Below are 17,542 nucleotides of genomic sequence, written 5' to 3' on the forward strand. Positions count from 1 at the left end.
TCCCTTTTATAAAGGATTATAGTTCTTCTTCCAAATCAAGAACATCTTCCTGTTTTTTTATTAAAGCCTCTTTCTTTAACTTTCTATTTAAATTGACATAGTAGTTAATTATTAAAGCTATTCCGGCTACAATGATGAAAAAAGGATAGTAAAAAATGACGTTCATGTAAACAAAACCTCCAATTAACCAGGCAAGTCCAAGTAACAAAACTATGAACCCCGCTACGGCTCCATTTTTAATACCGATTATATGCAGTCCACCGGTTTCCATACTAAGCGATTCTTCTTTTCGTGCAGCTTCAATGTTCTCCTGTTGTTTTGCCGACACATTATCAATCGCGAAATCAGGACAATCTTCATCAAAATCAGCCCATTCATTTGTAAGAGAGCATACAAGCCCTTTTTCCATTATAAACTTGCGTTTCAAACAAATTTTGCAAGATTCTAAATGTTGTTCTCTAGTTTTCATTTCAATTTTTTGAGTTTATTTTTCGATTCTGCTTCAAATCAAATTTTTCTCCTTCCTTAAAACCAAATGGTAGAATAGGACTCTTTATTCCAAAAGGTCCGGTACCGTTATCTTGATAATACAATTCTTCAGGTTCTGCTGAATATCTGCCTGAACAAAGTAAATTTATCACTGTGTTTGTTTCGGTAATATCTTTTACAGAAATATCTATCCAAACAGGAACTTTATTCTTTCTGAGTAAAAGGTCAATTACTTCAGTTTTATTCAAACCATTTATAATCTTGTGATCGTCTTCTGGGTAAAGGTCAAATTGCGTTAAAGAAGGGTCATCATAAGACATATTAAGTTGGACTTCATATACAAATGATTTAGGTAGCATATTCGATACATACCTTTGACCAAATTCAAAGGCAAATTCAGTTGCTTTTGTCAATAGATTATCGAACTCAATTACAGTCATATATCCTCTACTGCTGCACGTATGCCTCGTACATTTGAGTTTTAAACTTGCGTGATAAACCAGGAAATACAGATTCAATTTCTTTCGCAATTTCATTTCTTTCGGCACTAATGGCTTCTGTGTCACTTGGGTCTAAAGAAGTGAAGTATTGAATCCAAGGTAGGTAATCTAAATTGGCACTTATTTTAACTCCTAATCCTATAATTATCGGATGAGATTTTATATTGTGCATTGTATCGGGCAAAGAGATTTTACTTTCATAATCCATTTTTACTGAATTTGAATAATCAATCATCTCTTGTCGTTTGTCATAGAAAAAAAGTCCTTCGCATGGTTCTATTGTCAATTCTGCAAAAAGAGAATAGATATAAGCATTTACTATATCTCCCTCTTGTCTGAATTCCTGACTTGCGTAATAGAATTCGGGAGCGGTCATACCGTACGAAGTCAATGTTGAAAGGCTCAAAAAATCAAGTTTCCATTCCTCGTCATAATAGCCATATAGTGCAGTAATTAAAAGTTCAGAACTCCCAGTGTTTTTAACTAACAAACTTAAATATGATTCTTCAGCCATGCTTCTGTATCTGATTTCAAATTTGTTTGTGTCTCCACCACGATTAAATTTTTCATCAATTTTTATTTCAACTTTTGGTTCAGATGCTTTAGCATAGTATTCACCAAAAACAGAAAATTCGTTTGTTTCCATCAATTTCCCATATGAATCTAAAATAGGAGTTCCTTCAATAAATCCTTCATCTAGCATGTATTTGGATGCAACTTTTGATATATCGCGTGAATTCTCTGCTTCAAGACATTCAACAACAAATTGGTTTTTCTCTTGAATTGTATTGCGAAGATTTTCATCAATAGATTTGCCAGATTGTAAACTAGAACTGGTACTAGTGCTTGTTTTGACATTGAAATCACAGGCCGACAAAACCAAGAGTAAAAATGGAATGTATTTTCTCATAAGTTGAAAATTGGGTTAATGTTGTAGCAAAGTTATCAAAAGTGATTTACCCACACACAAACCAAGATAAAACCCCAACATTTTTAAACCAATTTGATGAGCTTAATTGTAACTTTGCACCGCTTTTATTGTTTATTGTACATAACCCAAACAGCTAATCAAAACATCTTATGGATAAAATTATTTTAGCATTTCTATTGGCATTCAGTTCATTATCATTTGCTCAAGAGGGCGTTCTTAGCATTGCTATTTATGAATTTCAATCACCTGAGCTAGGGATATTAAATGCAAATAATGATACGATAGTAAAACTTGATAAAGAAGATTTAAACCATGGATATTATGGGGGTGATTATATGTACGACGATCATGCTTTCTATTCGTACGAAGACACACTAGCTGCAGGAATTTATAAAATTTATGTAAAGCAGGGTGACAGTGTGTTTTTAGAAAGAAAGAACATATTGTTAGAAGATCAAAAGAAGAACTCAATCAATTTTAGCCTTCCCCAAATGTATGTTATGGATATAGTATTGGATACTACATCTTTTGATAAGGACGGTATGCCTTACGGAACCTATTTTGCCGGAGGATTTGAATTGTCATCTGCTTTACCAACAACTAACAATTACTACAATTTTAACGGAGGAATCAAAGGATATTACAATTTCAACTGGATGGCCAATAATTGGTTTGGCGGTGGTTTAAACTATGGTGTCAGTTATGAGTATCACAATTTACATCAAGCGGATGTCAATGGGTCTGGCGTTGGTTTTCAACATCAGTATTATACCTATTGGAGCGGTTTTATTGGACCGCAAGCAGTATTTTCAATCCCAGAATGGAAGCCACTTGTAATTCTTGGTGCTAGATATTACCTGCCACTTTACACCAGATTAAATCAAAAGGATGACGATCTTAAACTAAAAACCAGGGATCTACACAATTGGAATGACCTGAGAGTTTCTGCTTCCATGGGATACAATTTTGTACACGTTTTTGCAGAGTACAGATTCTTTACTTTTATGAAATCTTCATTGCCTGATATTCCGTTTTTGTATTTTGGAGTAAGGTTTATTGTAGGAGATAATTTGTAATGAATTTGGTAGGGAAGGGGGCTTATTTCCTTTTCAACTTTATTTTTTCTTTACCTAATACTTTTTTTGCTGCCGCGCGTCCCAATTTACTGCCGCGCGATTTTATCGCGTGGTATATATTTTTTTAATCTACGGAAACTAAAACAACATCCTCCAATAAGCCAATATTACCGGCATAGTCAGTAGCACTGCTATACTTATAATCTTCAGCTCTATATACTAAACCAGCTTTAACTGGATTGTTATGGATGTATCTTATTTTTTCAGAAATAACTTTGTTGCTCCAAATTTCAATTGGTTTATTATCATGTCTCCAGAATTGATAATTATCAACATTAGAAGATGTATCAGCAGCTTTCTTAAAAGTATTTAATAAAAATTCCCGTCTACTTTCTTTAGGATTGGATTTAATTGCTCTAACAATTGCTTTACTAGTATATCTTTTAAAATCGCCTAAAATTTGTTCTGGTTTAGCTTCATTTAGTGCTCTAAAAGCTAGATGAACGTGATTGCTCATGATACACCATGCATATATTTCCATGCCTTTGTGTTTTTGGCAATAAGCTAGACTCTCAATTAAAATTTCTTTATAATCGTTACTGGTAAAAACATCAATCCATTCTACAACAGCAAAGCTCACAAAATAAGCTCCATCTGGATTGTGGAATTTATAGTTTCTACTCATAGAAATTGAATATAGTTAGAAATCAGGAATTTGATTGAGTTTTGGATATCACGCGATATAATCGCGCGATAGCGGGGATTTTGGTAGGGGAAGAAGGCTTATTTCCTTTTCAACTTAATTTTTTCTTTACCTAATATCAGATAATCTCCTTCTTGGATTTCTCCATCATAAATAACTTTCTCGTGAACAAATTCTGTTAGCAGTAATTTATCATCTTTAAATACCCAATTGTATTGCTTGTAATTTCTAGTCTCCTTATTCTTGAATGTTATGACATCAAGATTTTTGTGCATGTGCAAAGTTCCAAAATAGTTGCGCACTTCATATGAGTCATATCCTTCAAAACCACTTAATTGTCCATTTTCTCCAAAAACTACTTCATTGTTGGTAGTTGTATTTATATACTTTCCTTCAAAAAACTGCTTATTGAAATAATCAGTCACATTTTCACCAATTACATAAAAGTCCTTGTTCTCTTTTGTAAAATAACTTAGATCATCTCTCTTTCTGAAAGTATAAAAAGTTGAGTCAACTCTTTCTGCATTTGGGTATTGAATTAGGTTTAATACTGAATCATTTAAAATGAGATACCAATTGTCTTGTGAAATATTTGAAACCAAGGTTGATATTGTATCAGACTTAGTATTTATCAAAAATTGATCATGTTCAATTGAACCGTAAGATTTGATAGAATCATGCTCTATTTCTAAAATTATTGCAAACCATGTAGGGATTTGAACTCGATACTTTGCAATTTCTTTGTTGGCTATAATGGTATCAAAATAATTGGTTAATCCCCAAGTTCCGTTGAGGTTAGAATCTGAAAGCTCAACAAGGCTAGAATCACTTTTACTTTCGATATTTTGATTTGCATCATTATCCTGATTCGTAGCACCGGAATTGCAAGCCACAAGTGCAATGATTCCTAATAGGTAGATTAAATGCTTCATTCTAAGTTTTGGTAATTGTTGGAATTAGTTCAAGTTTAGGATATCGCGTGATTAGGGTAACTATTTCTTTATAAATTTCCGCACCATTATTTGGTCCTTTAATTGAAATTTGACCAAATAAAGGCCGGTTGGTATAGAGGATACATTTATGGTTGATTCATTGGTAGACAATTTTTTCTGCAATACCAAAGCTCCCTCCATATTGTAAACATCAACGCTAACTGTTTCTTTAAATTGAGATGTTATATTTAATAGTTGTTCGGTAGGATTTGGGAAAATTTCAAAATTATCTTCCATGAAAAACGGAGTTCCGAGTCCATTAATTTCGTTCCACATAATAATAAATGAATCATATCCCTGTACACTTGAATTCATTATATAATTGGTTGAATCAGGGTCAAAATCAATATTTCCAAAAAAGGACCCGGTTAAGTATATCTTATCATTCGGTTTGAATTGAATTTTGCAATCTATGAAAGTATTGTTATCACCACCAATTTGTCTGGCCCAACTAAAACTACCATTTTCATCAAGTTTTAATACGTAAAGATCTAATGCGCTGGCAGAAATGAAGTTGACAGCATTAGGACCCGGATCACAGTCTATTGTGTCTGAAAATCTACCTATACCATAAATCTCTCCATTTTCATTTGTTGAAACGGAGGCTCCTTCTGCATAATTATATCCGGTTATTTGTTTTGTAAATACAAAGTTTCCTGAAGCATCTAACTTGTTGATAAAAGCATCATTTGTATAAAAACCGATAGAGTTATTGGAATTCAGTACAAATGGATTTGAAGAGACCAATGGGTTAAAATCTACAACTCCGGTAAATGTTCCCATTGTTATAACATTATAATTGTAATCTACTGTAATAGAGTTAGGTAAAACATCTCCAATTCCTTCTACAATCATTGAATTTGCCCAAATTAATTCACCATTACTTGAATATTTGCAAATAAACCCACTGGATAATGAACTTGGACCAATCAATTCAAACGAGTTTCCACTTGGATCAAAATCAACCGTGTCAGCGAATTGCCCCGTGATATAAATACTATTCAAATCATCATGACAAAGTGAGTTTATAAGATCGTAACCACTACTGTTACCTAAATTAAATGCCCATAAGAAATTACCTGCAGAATCTAATTTAGTAATATACATGTTAGAAGAACCAACTCCAGAAGGGTCTAGATTGTAAACTCCAGGCCCGGGATCCATGTCAATTTGAAAATTAAATTTTCCTCCAAAGCAAATGTTGTTTTCGCTATCCAGGTGCATTGCTGATAATATAGTTCCGTAAGAATTACCAACATTTTTGACCCATACAAAATTGCCATTTCCATTCAATTTTAATACGTATAGAGAATTTACCGGGCTACTTGTTAATATTTGGTTTTGAGGTCCCGGATCAAAGTCAACCGAGTCTTCAAAAATGCCCGCTATGTAAACGTTTTCCTCTTCATCAGTTTGGATTCCCGCTACAGATTCATTACCGGGTCCGCCAATCTGTTTGGCCCAAATAAAGTTTCCATCCGGATCTAATTTTAAAATAAATACATCATCACCTCCATTGGAAGTCATAATAAATGTATTAGGTCCCGGATCAAAGTCGGCACTTCCTTGAAAAATGCCGGTTACATAAACATATCCTGAATCGTCAACAAAGAGTTTTTCACTGTTATCAAATGCGCCGTTAATTTGTTTGGCCCAACCCAGTTGTGGATCCTGTGAAAAACTACAATAGCCGGATAACAATAAAAGAATTAGAAATAAATTTTTCATCTTGTTTTGGGATGTATGAAAAGTTCTCTGAAAGTAAATGAAAAAATTGTAACAGCATGTATCAATTTATAGAGAATTTAAGAGAGTTTCATAGTTTACTCCTTATGACGAAATAGTAATGACAAGGAATAAAAAATTGAAATTAGGAAAAAAAATATTCAATTTTTATTGGTGTTTGAGTAATTCGTTTTTAACTGTGCTGTCTATTCTTGCATTTAAACTATCTCGGTTGAGTCCAAGACTGTCAACAACTTTGTCACTTTTGTTAATTAAGTTTAGAGTACGTTCTTTCAAATTTTCCATGGTATTATAGACAGAAGAATCATTTATTACTTCTTCACTCTTGAACTCTTTTTTGGTGGGATGATTATTATCGCAACTACTACTAAGTAGGATAAGACCTAAAGCTATTATTAAATTGTTGCTCATAAGAGTTGAATATTGTTAGAAATGAGGGATTTGATTGAGTTTTAATATCACACGATACTCCCGATAACTATCGAGATGCGCGATAGCGGGGGTATTTGAATCCAACCATTACCTCAATTAAGCCATGAAGCTTTGTGTCCTATTTAATCAAGATTTTGCCTCTGGCAATTTTGTTGCGACTGCGATTACTGAGTACATAACTGTATAAGCCAGATTGAAGTAAATCTGCATCTAAATTGATCATTTCTTCCTGGCAATCATCTTTCTTGAAAACTAGTTTCCCTGAAGTATCATAGATGCTCAAACTAAAAGCTTGTGCTTCTTTATTTTCAAACTTGATCACAAATAAATCGTCTGCCGGATTTGGAATAACAGTAGATGAAATGGTAGAAGCTGAAAGTTCTTCTATCCCTTCTACATAATCAATAAATGAGAAATCATCAAACATAAGACCACCAAGTGTGTCAGGATTGTTGTCGGATATGAAAGTGAATTTATAAAGAACAGTGTCACCATATTGAATATTGAACACAGAACCTAAGCCGGCAACATTTACGCTAAACTGTTGCCATCCATTAGAATTCCCTGTAAATGTAGGTTTCAGTGTTTCCCAACTATAATAGCTGCTATAAACAGTGTCATTGATTAAATCAATCCAGGTGGTACCATTGTCCGGTGAAAATTCAAGATAACCGTTGTCATTCAGTGAATCAGTCTGCACCTTGTAAAAACCAGCAATTACAGCCGTATGTTGATATTCAAATCCTCCACCGCTTTCAGTATTGGTGAAGATAAAAGAAGAAGTGTCATTTGTAGGGTAATAATTTACCGTATCTGTGATAATCACATTAGGAACTGAATAGGCAGTAGACAATACTGCTTTTTGAGGTGGACCTATTTGCCAGATATTATTGGGATTGCTAACCGTATCAATAAATAATTGATGGTTGTGGGTAGTATCTTCAAAATCCATTATGTAAGTATCAGATAACCATTGGGCCTGTCCAATATTAAAAGAGATCAAACCAATTAGAGAGAGTATTATATTTTTCATAATCAATTAGTTAGGGTAATGATAAATGAAGTTAATAATAAGTTTTGGAATTGAGCATGAAAATAAATCATCAAAAAAGGCTTTTGATTGAACTATTTATTCAAGTACTTATTATGTTGATTATGTGGGAGATGAGGGCTGTAGGTTTTGTATTAATATTAGTTTTCTACTTTGAGTCATATTAGTCACAAAACCAACGAAGAGATAACTATCTTCGTTCTTAGATTTATGGTAAAATATCTTACACTAACTGTTTTTGGCTTTTTGTGTCTCTACTCCTGTAAAAAGGAGTGTGACGCAAGCAATCCTGCAGTTTCAGATGTACAAACTGATACCATTTATCCGAATCAATATTTTCCTGCATATCCAGGATCATGGTGGGAGTATACAGACTCTTCAGTAATTACAATAGATGATAATTGGTTTAATCATTTAGTTGAATTGGAAGGGGAAGAAGATAAGCACGGTTGTCAAACTATAATAGAGCAACACAACTTTGTTCCAAAAACTGATGACGATTTTGTCGTTTATGGAGGAACCATAAAGAAACTTGTATATCAAACCATTGGATCTGAATGGGGATATCAAGATACCGGTTATGAGATAATTTTATTTCCAACAACTTCAGATGGTGTTTTATTTTCTGAAGGATATGGACGAAGTTGGCGAGCATACTATGAATCGGTAGATTCAGTCATTACTCCGGCAGGTACATTTTATAACGTTTTAGGATTTACTGAACACAAAGAGGCTTATGGTTCAGATCATACCTGGCATGACGTTAGTTGGGATACCATTTATTACGCTAAAGATGTGGGAATTGTCAAGCAAATAACAACCAAATGGTATATCAATACGCCAAGTGAAACCAGATTATTGAATTCTTATTTTATCAATAATTAGGTAAAAGAGCGTATTTATCACTCAAATTCTGATTTCGAGAAGTTTTGTTGAATCAATTTGAATTTGTGGTTCAAGTCTTCACTTTTGACACTCAGATAAAAACCATCATAAGCTGGATTTTTGCGTTCATCTTTTTCAACCATTCTTTCTTCCAATTTCTTATATTCTACAGCTGCGGCGTACGCACTTATTGGCGTGTTCGAAGAAGGTTCTTTTGTTATCCAAATTTGTTCACCCGGAAGTAATTCAGCTTCCCCTCCTCCTGTATAAGGCGCCATATATGCAACCATGTATGTAATAGTCTGCTTACATATTGATTCGTATAAGTCTCCTTTCTTCGGATATCGAATACTTTTTGATAGAAGAGACTCTTCATATTCTCTTGCCCAGGTACTTTCTGATTCTTTTATTTCTGTCCGTTCCCCAATCTCCAATTCTTGCATTAGATCTGCAATTGTAAGATTCCATCCTTTAGGACGCTTATTCTTAAATATTTTACGAAGAAAAGTCATGCTTTAGATTACTTCACGTTTTTCTAAAAATAGCAATTTACATTGTTCAACAAAAATGAATAGCTGTTGAATTGCATGCGACAGTGGTGTTAGTTTTTACCACATTTATTCTTGTTCCACAGATTAAGGGATTCTAACATAACTGATCTAAGAAGTCCAACTTCATTGGTGTCAGGTATAGACAGTTTTTGCAGACATTTAATTCTCATTCTTCGTTTTTTAGTAAAGACCCCGCGTTTGGTTTTTTCCCACAAAAAAGTTTCATTCATTTTCAAAATCAAATTTTTAAAATAATCCAATGAAATTTTCAATCCTTTATCAAATATTGGATCAGAAAAGTCATTTTTTTGAATTTTGAATGTTGAGTTTTCAAATTTTGGAATTAAATCAGGAGGGATAAATAGTGAATCATTTTCTACTATAAATCTAAATTGAGGGGCATCTAAAGGCTCAGGTAAAAATGAATTTGGAGCTGTAGCTAAAACGAAGATGTATTCCCTTTCAAGTTCCAAACCCAATTCATTTTTTAAGGTAGTATATCCTTTATAGTTCGCATAAGAGTTACTACTGATTTTTATTTTGTCCTTGAGGTTTAGTTCATTCTTATACCATTCTGTAACTTCAACTAGGGCATTTTTATTTTTGATTTTAGTAATTCTTCCCTTAACAATCGTAGGATATAAAACGACATAATTTCCAATAGAATACTGGTAATAATCTTTGAAAGAATCTTGCGCCGAGGAAAATGAATAAATAAAGAAAAGTAGCGTTGAAATTGAAATGCGCAAAACCATAAAGAAACTAATCGTTTCTATAAAGCTAGCAAATTATTGAGATTTTTAATATGCATGGAGTGAGACGTATTTCACATTGGAGGACGCATATTACTTTGCATTGTTTCAAAGTCTTTTTTCCTTTTAGCAGTTCTTGAGTCAGCTTTTTTCCACAATGGATCAAAATCTGAATTACCACTTTTAAGGCTTTCTTTTTCTTTCGCAAGTTTTATTTCCCAGTAGCTTCTAGTTTTTTCAATTTTAGCTTGATACTTTCCGGTAATGTCAAACTCTTCAAGTAAATTTAAAGCTGTATCACAAACAGGATATACAGGGTCATTCAAAGATTCCAAAAGAATTGATTCCAAGTTTGTAGGGTGCAAGTCATAGATTAATGGAAGTACAGCTTTTCGAATTTTATAGTCTCCAACTTCTAATGCAACTAAAAGGTGAGAAATATCTGCATTTTCAAACCATTTTAAAACCTTTTTATTTGACACTGAAAAGATCTTTTTTCTGTAGAGATATTTTAAAATTGTATTCAATTGTTGATGTCGGTGGGGTTTGAGTAAAACTACTTATTTACTAAAGATTATTGAATTTAAGTGGTTGATGATAAAATTGTTAGATTGAATTAGTTTTCAAAGTATTCATAATAATACTTGATAACAGTCTGTTGTGCAGAGTTTAAAATTTTAGATATTAATCCGTCTTGCAAATAGTAATATTCTTCCACATAAGTTGGTTTATCATCCATATCTTCTATGATCGTGATCAACCGATTCATTTGATCATATTCGTATTTTTTTTTAATATGGACTATCTTACCTTTTTTGTCAGGGTAGGAAATATGTTTTGTTGAGAGTAATTGATCTTGATTATAGGACATACTAACTGAATACCTCTGTAATTCAATTTTATAATGGGTGGTCTGACTAAATTCGTTCACTTCAATTGCCAAAGTATCCTCACCTCCTTCGTTGTAACGATAAACTAGATTTTTTAAAGTGTCTCGGATAAAAATCACTTTATGCTCGTTTTTTTCAACTTGACCTGAAAGAGAGTTTGTTACGGTATATATATAGGTTTTTGAGATTAATTTTAATCTTTCATCATATGCATATTTGATAAGCATTAATGGATTATTACCAGCTGAATCAGCACTTAACAAAAGGGATTCTATTAAAGAATTTGAATTGTATTCAATGTGATAGTAATCATTAGTAACTTTTTTTCCAATTGGAAGTGAGATTTTGATTTTAGAAGTTAATTCATTTCTATATGAATATTCATAATGAGTTGCTTTGTCACCTTTTAAATTGTACTTATCCTTTTGTAATAAAAAACCTTCGATATTATATTTCTTTGATTCTATAAGCGTTGAATCTTTGACTTTACCCTTTTTTGTGAGAGAGTATTCATATGTTTTTACGGTTGATACACTTTCAAAATTCCGATCAACTTTTAATTCTTCTACAATTAACTCTTGCCACGGATTCCACACATCTTCAATTTCTCTTTGCGCTTGGCAATCTTTAATAATGATAATTAGTAGAATTAAAAAGACTTTTTGCATAGTGATTTTAGATATAATTACGAAAAGGTCAACTCTTTTTTTAACTAAACTAGCAATTTACATTGTTCAACAAAAATGAATTTGCAGTTGAATTGCGTGTGGTCAAGATAGCGAGGGTTATTCGTTCAAGCTACTTCCATTTAATGAGCAGAAGCAATAATATAATCGTACCCATTAGACCAAAAGCTACATCCAAGATTGAATAACCATAAGATTCATTAACAAATTGTTTATATGCGTTTAGGTTGTCAAAGAAATTATCGTAAATATAGCCCATGATATAATACACATGCAAATATTGCAGAACATGAGTAATTAATATTGCAACACCCAATTTTATCAACAAAATTTTAGTGTTGAGCGAATTCTCTTGAGCTTTTTGCCAGTATCTTCTGGTTAATTGAAATGCAACAATTCCAATGATGACAATAGACAAAATATTTTCAATCCAAAAGATTCCATTCGGAGATAAATTGCTAATTACTCCTGCTGCTTTTATTATAAGAGAAATTAAGTAAACCAGACTACTTAAAAAGAACCATAAGAATCCTCCAACTGCTATTAAATTAACTAGAGATTTTTGTGTTTCATTTTCTCTGACCTGATCAATTGTATCTTCTGAATTCATTGGAATTACTTATAATTTACAGCTAAAGCTACTGATTTATTAAAAGCATAGTGTACAATTAGCACTTCCTTTAAACCTCCAACATCAAAATTCCCCAAATGACATTGAATACCAGTAATATTACATTGATTAATTTAAAACGGGTATTCTTTGACTTTGAATTTGTCTTCAAAAATGAAATTATAAAGAGGGTACAAATAATTGTGATCAATGGTATTGAGCTAATAACAACAAAAAACTCTAACCATCCTTTTGAACTAGCGGAAACATTAGCATGCATTATAAATAGCCGCAATAGTGTAAAAACAGATATGATGACATTTAATGAAGCAGAAACAAAATTAAAAACTGAATACATCAGAAGCTAGGTTTGGTTATAGTGTTAGGTGTAGTTTTCCATTCCTACCTAACCTTTCTTTTTAAATTTTTCAGTTGCTTCAACATAATGAAGGAACATGAAGTAAGTATCTGTTTGAGTAGTGTCTTTAATTAGTTCAATTTTCCCCAGGTAATTAAACTTTAATACCTTACCAAATTTACGGTGCCACAAATAACAAGCTGCTTCGAACTCTGATTGGAAGTATTCTAAAGAGTTAGTCATAGGTTTACCACTGTATAACTCAATTACTTTTCGAATTTTTGTTTCTTGTCGTCTTTTAAGTCCTCTAAAAGAATATGTTGCTAAAGTAAACGATTGCCCTTCTTTCAATGACACTGGCGCTTTTATTTCAAATCTACATTCTCCTTCATTCGAAAAAGAGTTGAGTTGAAAAACTAAAATTGTCAACAGTAATAAATTCAATTTGTAAAGCATACAATCTTTAATTCCGGCTATTTTTCAAACTATTTTTTCATTCTTTGGATTTAGCCAATACATCAGCAAACTGCCAATTTACTAATGACTTAATGTAATAATTTACAGAAAACTTTAATACTTGATTCATTAACTGTTTAGTTAAAACAATATTAAAGATTCCCGGATTTTTATCTTTTTTTGGAATATAAGTCTCAGAATAAAGAAGACTGTCGGATTCATTTTTGATTTCAAGAAAAGAATCAAATTCACCTCCCCAGTCTGTTCTAAACAGCACAGTTAAAGTGTCACCTTCAACACAATTTATTTCAATAATATTATCGGAATTCGCTTTATAACTATTGAAAATTTCCTTTCCTTTAAATTCAATACTTACATAATCTACGAAGTCCGCACGACTAATTCCTGAAATCAAGACAAATGTCATTAGTATGATAGCCTTCATATTCAAATGCTTTTGAATAAAATTAGCAATTTATTACGGCTTTAAGGCGCCGTGAGAGTCGACTTAATCATCTTTAGTTAATATGTTGTATATAGTTTTTTACCCTGCTAGTGCAAATATGATGTAGCCGAAGCAGCACACAGTTAGCACAAGAGCAATCAAAGACATCATTGTCTGGGAGTCAATTTTCTTTCCAAATTTATTTCTGTCAGCTTCCGTCCAGTTTTTCTCGTTGGAAGCAAATCTGTGGATTTCCATCTGCCGAATCTCAATAATTACCAGATAGATTAAGATGATTATTGGGAATATGATCGACCACAAAGGTAAAATTGGTGAATCTGTTGGGAATGTTCCCAGAACAAGATACGCACCAATCATTATGTTATTAAAATTGAAAACCTTATCATGAATTCGATCAAAGCTGTTTTGGATTTGTTGAGTTGAATGTTGAACACGATCTTCAACTTTTTCCATTAGCTTATTTGATTCCTGAAAAACCTCTTCAGTCTCTTGTCTGGCATTTATTTCTTTGAGAGATGCACTAATTTCCTCTAAGAGTTTTGTTGATACTTTATTTTCTTCCATAAAATTCAGAAATTAATTTAGGGTACTTTGGCATATTCTGCAATAGCCTTTTTAACAAAGTATGAACTTGTCAAATTCGGATGTCGGAAATAACCACCATTCATGAAAATTATATTAAAGACGTTGCAAAACTCATCTGCAAGATCGGTCAACTCTCTAATCAAATCAATTTTCAAATTATGGCCTTCTTTGACTAGTTCGGAATGAGCAACGAATTTGTTTCTTGCATGAAAGACTTCTTCAATCATTTCCTTGTAAGGGGAGTTTTCAATTTTGTCTTTGTAATATTCACAAATACGAACACATAAATTTTTATCAGGTTTTTCAAGAAGTTTGAGGATTTCTTCAGGACAATTCACCTTTTTTAATTTGTCTATATCAATAAATGAAATTTTTTCTCGAATGAATTCTTTTCTGTGGTGAATTAACAACGAGAATATTTTACGAAGACAACGAGTGTTTGCATTAGATGGAGTGTCGTAAATTTTTCCAAGGCTTAAAGTGAATGTGTCGGATGCAGAATATTGTAAATGAATAAACAATCGTTGAACTTGTTCTTCACATTTCTTGAGTTCTTCAATTTTATCAGCTATTAAATCCCAAATCCCTAGATTCTGACGGATTTTATCCACTTCGTTAAGGACTCCATATTCTATGAAATCATGAATCTTTTCATTTATGGTTAAATCCTCTTCCAATTGTCTACAACTTCCAAATAAAGTACACTGTGCACTTTACTCACCCTCAATATCGCAAATAAAATTCACAATTAAATGGCTGTACCTATTGATAGACGGATAAAACGTATTTTCCGCAATGCTTGAAAAGTACTCTGCCAGGACGGAGTTGGTTAGCTTGTAAGCACATTTTACTTAAAGCATGGCCAATTGTATGGCGAGCTTGTGAGCCCATAACAATGGCCTATTGCTTTGTGAAATGGGTGAAGCAACTATAAAACGCAGGCCGTTTAGGCAGCCGTAATTTTAAGGGATGAGTGATGAGAAGAGTAGTGATGAGTGAATGAAATTTGGGTGAATTTGCCAAAACAACTATTTAGAAGGAGCTATGTTGTCACAATGAAAATTTAAAAAGTCTTTTAGTTTAGCTACATGATTACCATAATTAGGTAAAAGAATATTTATTGCAACCTTAGACTTGTTTTTAAACTCAAATTGTGTTACACCTATACCAGACTTGTTTATATTAAAACCTCTGATTGATTCTGTACTTAGCAACTTGTCATTAAAGGAAATCTTCCCATCCTGAACTGTGAAAATTGTCCATTGTCTTGAAAGTAAATGCGTTAAAAAAACACAAACGATAAGTAGTAAAAAAGCTGAGACAAATGCTAAGTTCTTTGAACCTCCTTTAGCATAAACAAAAAATACAGGAATCAAAGTCCAAACCGGAATTGTTCCGCCTAGAAATAGATAATACTTCCAAGGTGTTATTGTTCTAATTTCTAAACTATTCAAAAGTTGATGCTAATGGTTTGATTAAATATGAAGTAAAAATCACCTAAATATACTTCTCAACAAACTCAGCAAATACGGCTTTATGCTTCTCCAGATCCATTTTTGGGGAAAGTGCAACACGTGCTATATAGTCTTTGTCTCCTTCTTTGGTGGTTCCTTGGGTTGAGGTAGCCGGGATGGTCCAGTAACAGCCTTTTAACTGACCGTAACTTACACAGTACTTACTTTCAGTAGGAATTTCATTGATCATTAAGTTGATCAAATGGTTGTTTAATTCTCTTTTGTATGTTTCTCTTTCTTCATCAGTGTTTCCCTTTGTAGGTAGATCCAACGAAAAAACAGATGGTGTAAAGCCTTCATTGGCCAATTCTTCAGATACAAAGTTAATTTTAGCATCTGGCAATGTTTGGCTGATAAAGTTGACAAACTCACGTGTATTCTTGTAAGCGTCAGCAATACGTTGGTTCATAGATGGCATTTGTGCTGCCAGAATTTCCATTTGTAAGGCCGTTGCTTCATTGTCACACAACTGTAAGTGCAACTCAATCTTGTCCATTAAATCTTTTGCCTTGTCATTGGCAACGCAATATCCTGCTGTGCATTTTCCTCCGCTTGGGAACTTTGATCCACTCACGTATGAGATGGTTCTGGTGCCTGCCAAAATATCGTCTGCTCCTAAAAAGTGAACGTTTGGACAAAATGTTTGATCTAATATAAATACCGGATCAACCGCTGTTGCTCCGTTTTGCGTTTTACGCTCTTTACCTAAAGCTGCTGCCAACTTATGCAAGTCTGGCACTTCCACTCTTGGGTTAGTAGGAATCTCTGCAATGATGTACGGAACAGCATCCATTTTGGCAATTTGTTCTAATACTATTTCAACGCTTTGCACCATGTCATTTCCGCCGTCAACCGGTAAATCCATTACCTCTACATTATCTAAACATGCTGCAACTCTTCTTGCCTGATCATTGGTTCCGCCATAACAGTTAGGTGGTACCACAAACTTGATGTCTTTGCCAGGGTAGTGCTCTAAAGCATAATCTACCAATCCCATAGCAATTGCGTATTGAATAGAAAGTCCGCTTGAACCTACCATTGCTTTTGTGTTAGCAGTCGTAATTTCTTTAATTGAGTTCAATACCTTTTGCTTGTCTCCGGCCAGGTCAAATGAATGGCTATCCGTAGCTTGACCTACCGACATTTGCAATGCTTTTAAACAGTTTGCCGGTGTCATGGCAATGGTTTCTCTTCTGCGAACATGCTGAATTTCTGAGATGTAGTTGCTGTTTTTAGCGCCATTCACTAAAATGATGCTTCCTAAACCTTCATAAATGCTCACATAAAAGTCAATGTTTGATTGTAGCTCTGCTTTTCCCATTTTACTTTGAGATGAAACAAAAAGGTTGGTTCCGTCAAAATCCTCAACATCTGCGGCTGCGTTTACTTGTTTTGTTTCAAACTGATATCCGTAAACTTTCTTTACTACATCAGCATCAAAAATGGCTGCTAAATCTCCGGTATAGTTGATTCTTGTGTTTTTATGTTCCATCAAGTTCTTTCTCAAAACCGCCAAAATAGGAGTAGATTTTGATGAGAAGCTGATTACATGATCTGCCTTTAACTGATACATATTGGCAATGGCCCATTCCAATACACTTGACAATGGATGACCTAATCTGATATAATCAAATGCCGTTGGAAGATTGGCTAAAGCTGTAGCGTCTGCATTGTTGGAATTGTACATGTTTTCAAACTGCTCTAAAAACTCAGTTTTTGCCAAACTTTCATTGTAAATATCCAATCTGTGCGTGGTTAAATTCAACCAGTCTGCCGGCATGTTGGCCAACACATTTTTTAAATAATTCAGCATTTTAGTGTCTTCCATGGTGTTATGTATCGATTCTTGGATCATCTTAATTAGAATAA

Annotated in this window: 21 protein-coding genes; 2 read left to right on the forward strand and 19 right to left on the reverse strand. The window is 33.3% G+C overall.

Going from position 1 to position 17,542, the window contains the following annotated elements; all coding sequences use genetic code 11:
• Window positions 1-16: 16 nt before the first annotated feature.
• From K6119_RS00550 to K6119_RS00560, 3 genes are read right to left on the reverse strand one after another with little or no spacing between them, the layout of a single operon-like run.
• Complete coding sequence (locus K6119_RS00550; RefSeq protein WP_221834508.1) at window positions 17-469, reverse strand: hypothetical protein; 453 nt, start codon at window positions 467-469, stop codon at window positions 17-19.
• A gap of 1 nt (window position 470) precedes the next feature.
• Complete coding sequence (locus K6119_RS00555) at window positions 471-929, reverse strand: hypothetical protein (RefSeq protein ID WP_221834507.1); 459 nt, start codon at window positions 927-929, stop codon at window positions 471-473.
• 7 nt (window positions 930-936) lie between these two features.
• Window positions 937-1,899, reverse strand: coding sequence for a hypothetical protein (locus tag K6119_RS00560; protein WP_221834506.1), 963 nt, complete (start codon window positions 1,897-1,899; stop codon window positions 937-939).
• 170 nt (window positions 1,900-2,069) lie between these two features.
• Here K6119_RS00560 and K6119_RS00565 point away from each other — a divergent pair, with 170 nt between their 5' ends.
• Entirely contained in the window at window positions 2,070-2,996 is a 927-nt protein-coding gene (locus K6119_RS00565; RefSeq protein WP_221834505.1) for a hypothetical protein, read from the forward strand.
• 124 nt (window positions 2,997-3,120) lie between these two features.
• On the opposite strand, the gene K6119_RS00570 is transcribed toward K6119_RS00565, so the two are convergent.
• From K6119_RS00570 to K6119_RS00590, 5 genes are all read right to left on the reverse strand, one after another.
• Window positions 3,121-3,681 (reverse strand): REP-associated tyrosine transposase, encoded by a 561-nt coding sequence (locus K6119_RS00570; RefSeq protein WP_221834504.1) that lies wholly within the window; start codon window positions 3,679-3,681, stop codon window positions 3,121-3,123.
• Between the two features lie 98 nt (window positions 3,682-3,779).
• Window positions 3,780-4,631 carry a hypothetical protein gene (locus K6119_RS00575; RefSeq protein WP_221834503.1) on the reverse strand — a complete coding sequence of 284 codons (852 nt, stop codon included), beginning with the start codon at window positions 4,629-4,631 and terminating at the stop codon, window positions 3,780-3,782.
• Window positions 4,632-4,691: 60 nt separating this feature from the next.
• A complete protein-coding gene (locus K6119_RS00580; protein WP_221834502.1) occupies window positions 4,692-6,419 on the reverse strand; it encodes a T9SS type A sorting domain-containing protein in 1,728 nt (575 codons plus the stop codon).
• Between the two features lie 165 nt (window positions 6,420-6,584).
• Complete coding sequence (locus K6119_RS00585; protein ID WP_221834501.1) at window positions 6,585-6,848, reverse strand: hypothetical protein; 264 nt, start codon at window positions 6,846-6,848, stop codon at window positions 6,585-6,587.
• 139 nt (window positions 6,849-6,987) lie between these two features.
• Window positions 6,988-7,902, reverse strand: coding sequence for a T9SS type A sorting domain-containing protein (locus K6119_RS00590; protein ID WP_221834500.1), 915 nt, complete (start codon window positions 7,900-7,902; stop codon window positions 6,988-6,990).
• A gap of 228 nt (window positions 7,903-8,130) precedes the next feature.
• On the opposite strand from K6119_RS00590, the gene K6119_RS00595 reads away from it, so the two are divergent.
• On the forward strand, window positions 8,131-8,805 hold the full coding sequence (locus K6119_RS00595) for a hypothetical protein (protein ID WP_221834499.1): 675 nt from the start codon (window positions 8,131-8,133) through the stop codon (window positions 8,803-8,805).
• Window positions 8,806-8,822: 17 nt separating this feature from the next.
• Here the strand turns inward: K6119_RS00595 and K6119_RS00600 are convergent, their stop codons facing one another.
• The 11 genes from K6119_RS00600 to K6119_RS00650 form a co-directional block, all read right to left on the reverse strand.
• Complete coding sequence (locus K6119_RS00600) at window positions 8,823-9,317, reverse strand: hypothetical protein (protein WP_221834498.1); 495 nt, start codon at window positions 9,315-9,317, stop codon at window positions 8,823-8,825.
• Between the two features lie 89 nt (window positions 9,318-9,406).
• The gene (locus tag K6119_RS00605) at window positions 9,407-10,111 is read right to left on the reverse strand and encodes a hypothetical protein (RefSeq protein WP_237828065.1); all 705 of its coding nucleotides are present in this window, start codon (window positions 10,109-10,111) and stop codon (window positions 9,407-9,409) included.
• 71 nt (window positions 10,112-10,182) lie between these two features.
• On the reverse strand, window positions 10,183-10,590 hold the full coding sequence (locus tag K6119_RS00610) for a hypothetical protein (RefSeq protein WP_221834496.1): 408 nt from the start codon (window positions 10,588-10,590) through the stop codon (window positions 10,183-10,185).
• 134 nt (window positions 10,591-10,724) lie between these two features.
• Window positions 10,725-11,666, reverse strand: coding sequence for a hypothetical protein (locus K6119_RS00615; RefSeq protein ID WP_221834495.1), 942 nt, complete (start codon window positions 11,664-11,666; stop codon window positions 10,725-10,727).
• A 130-nt stretch (window positions 11,667-11,796) separates the two neighbouring features.
• Window positions 11,797-12,294: a hypothetical protein gene (locus K6119_RS00620; protein ID WP_221834494.1), complete on the reverse strand. Its 498-nt coding sequence runs from the start codon at window positions 12,292-12,294 to the stop codon at window positions 11,797-11,799.
• A 406-nt stretch (window positions 12,295-12,700) separates the two neighbouring features.
• On the reverse strand, window positions 12,701-13,009 hold the full coding sequence (locus tag K6119_RS00625; RefSeq protein WP_221834493.1) for a hypothetical protein: 309 nt from the start codon (window positions 13,007-13,009) through the stop codon (window positions 12,701-12,703).
• 136 nt (window positions 13,010-13,145) lie between these two features.
• On the reverse strand, window positions 13,146-13,553 hold the full coding sequence (locus tag K6119_RS00630) for a hypothetical protein (protein WP_221834492.1): 408 nt from the start codon (window positions 13,551-13,553) through the stop codon (window positions 13,146-13,148).
• Between the two features lie 99 nt (window positions 13,554-13,652).
• The gene (locus K6119_RS00635) at window positions 13,653-14,138 is read right to left on the reverse strand and encodes a hypothetical protein (protein ID WP_221834491.1); all 486 of its coding nucleotides are present in this window, start codon (window positions 14,136-14,138) and stop codon (window positions 13,653-13,655) included.
• A 17-nt stretch (window positions 14,139-14,155) separates the two neighbouring features.
• Complete coding sequence (locus K6119_RS00640) at window positions 14,156-14,836, reverse strand: hypothetical protein (RefSeq protein ID WP_221834490.1); 681 nt, start codon at window positions 14,834-14,836, stop codon at window positions 14,156-14,158.
• A 351-nt stretch (window positions 14,837-15,187) separates the two neighbouring features.
• Window positions 15,188-15,613, reverse strand: coding sequence for a hypothetical protein (locus K6119_RS00645; protein WP_221834489.1), 426 nt, complete (start codon window positions 15,611-15,613; stop codon window positions 15,188-15,190).
• Between the two features lie 43 nt (window positions 15,614-15,656).
• The gene (locus tag K6119_RS00650) at window positions 15,657-17,501 is read right to left on the reverse strand and encodes a PLP-dependent aminotransferase family protein (RefSeq protein ID WP_221835283.1); all 1,845 of its coding nucleotides are present in this window, start codon (window positions 17,499-17,501) and stop codon (window positions 15,657-15,659) included.
• Window positions 17,502-17,542: the final 41 nt, after the last annotated feature.

Origin of the sequence: Paracrocinitomix mangrovi, from assembly GCF_019740355.2 — a bacterium.
In the GTDB taxonomy this organism is placed as follows: Bacteria; Bacteroidota; Bacteroidia; order Flavobacteriales_D; family Crocinitomicaceae; genus Paracrocinitomix; species Paracrocinitomix mangrovi.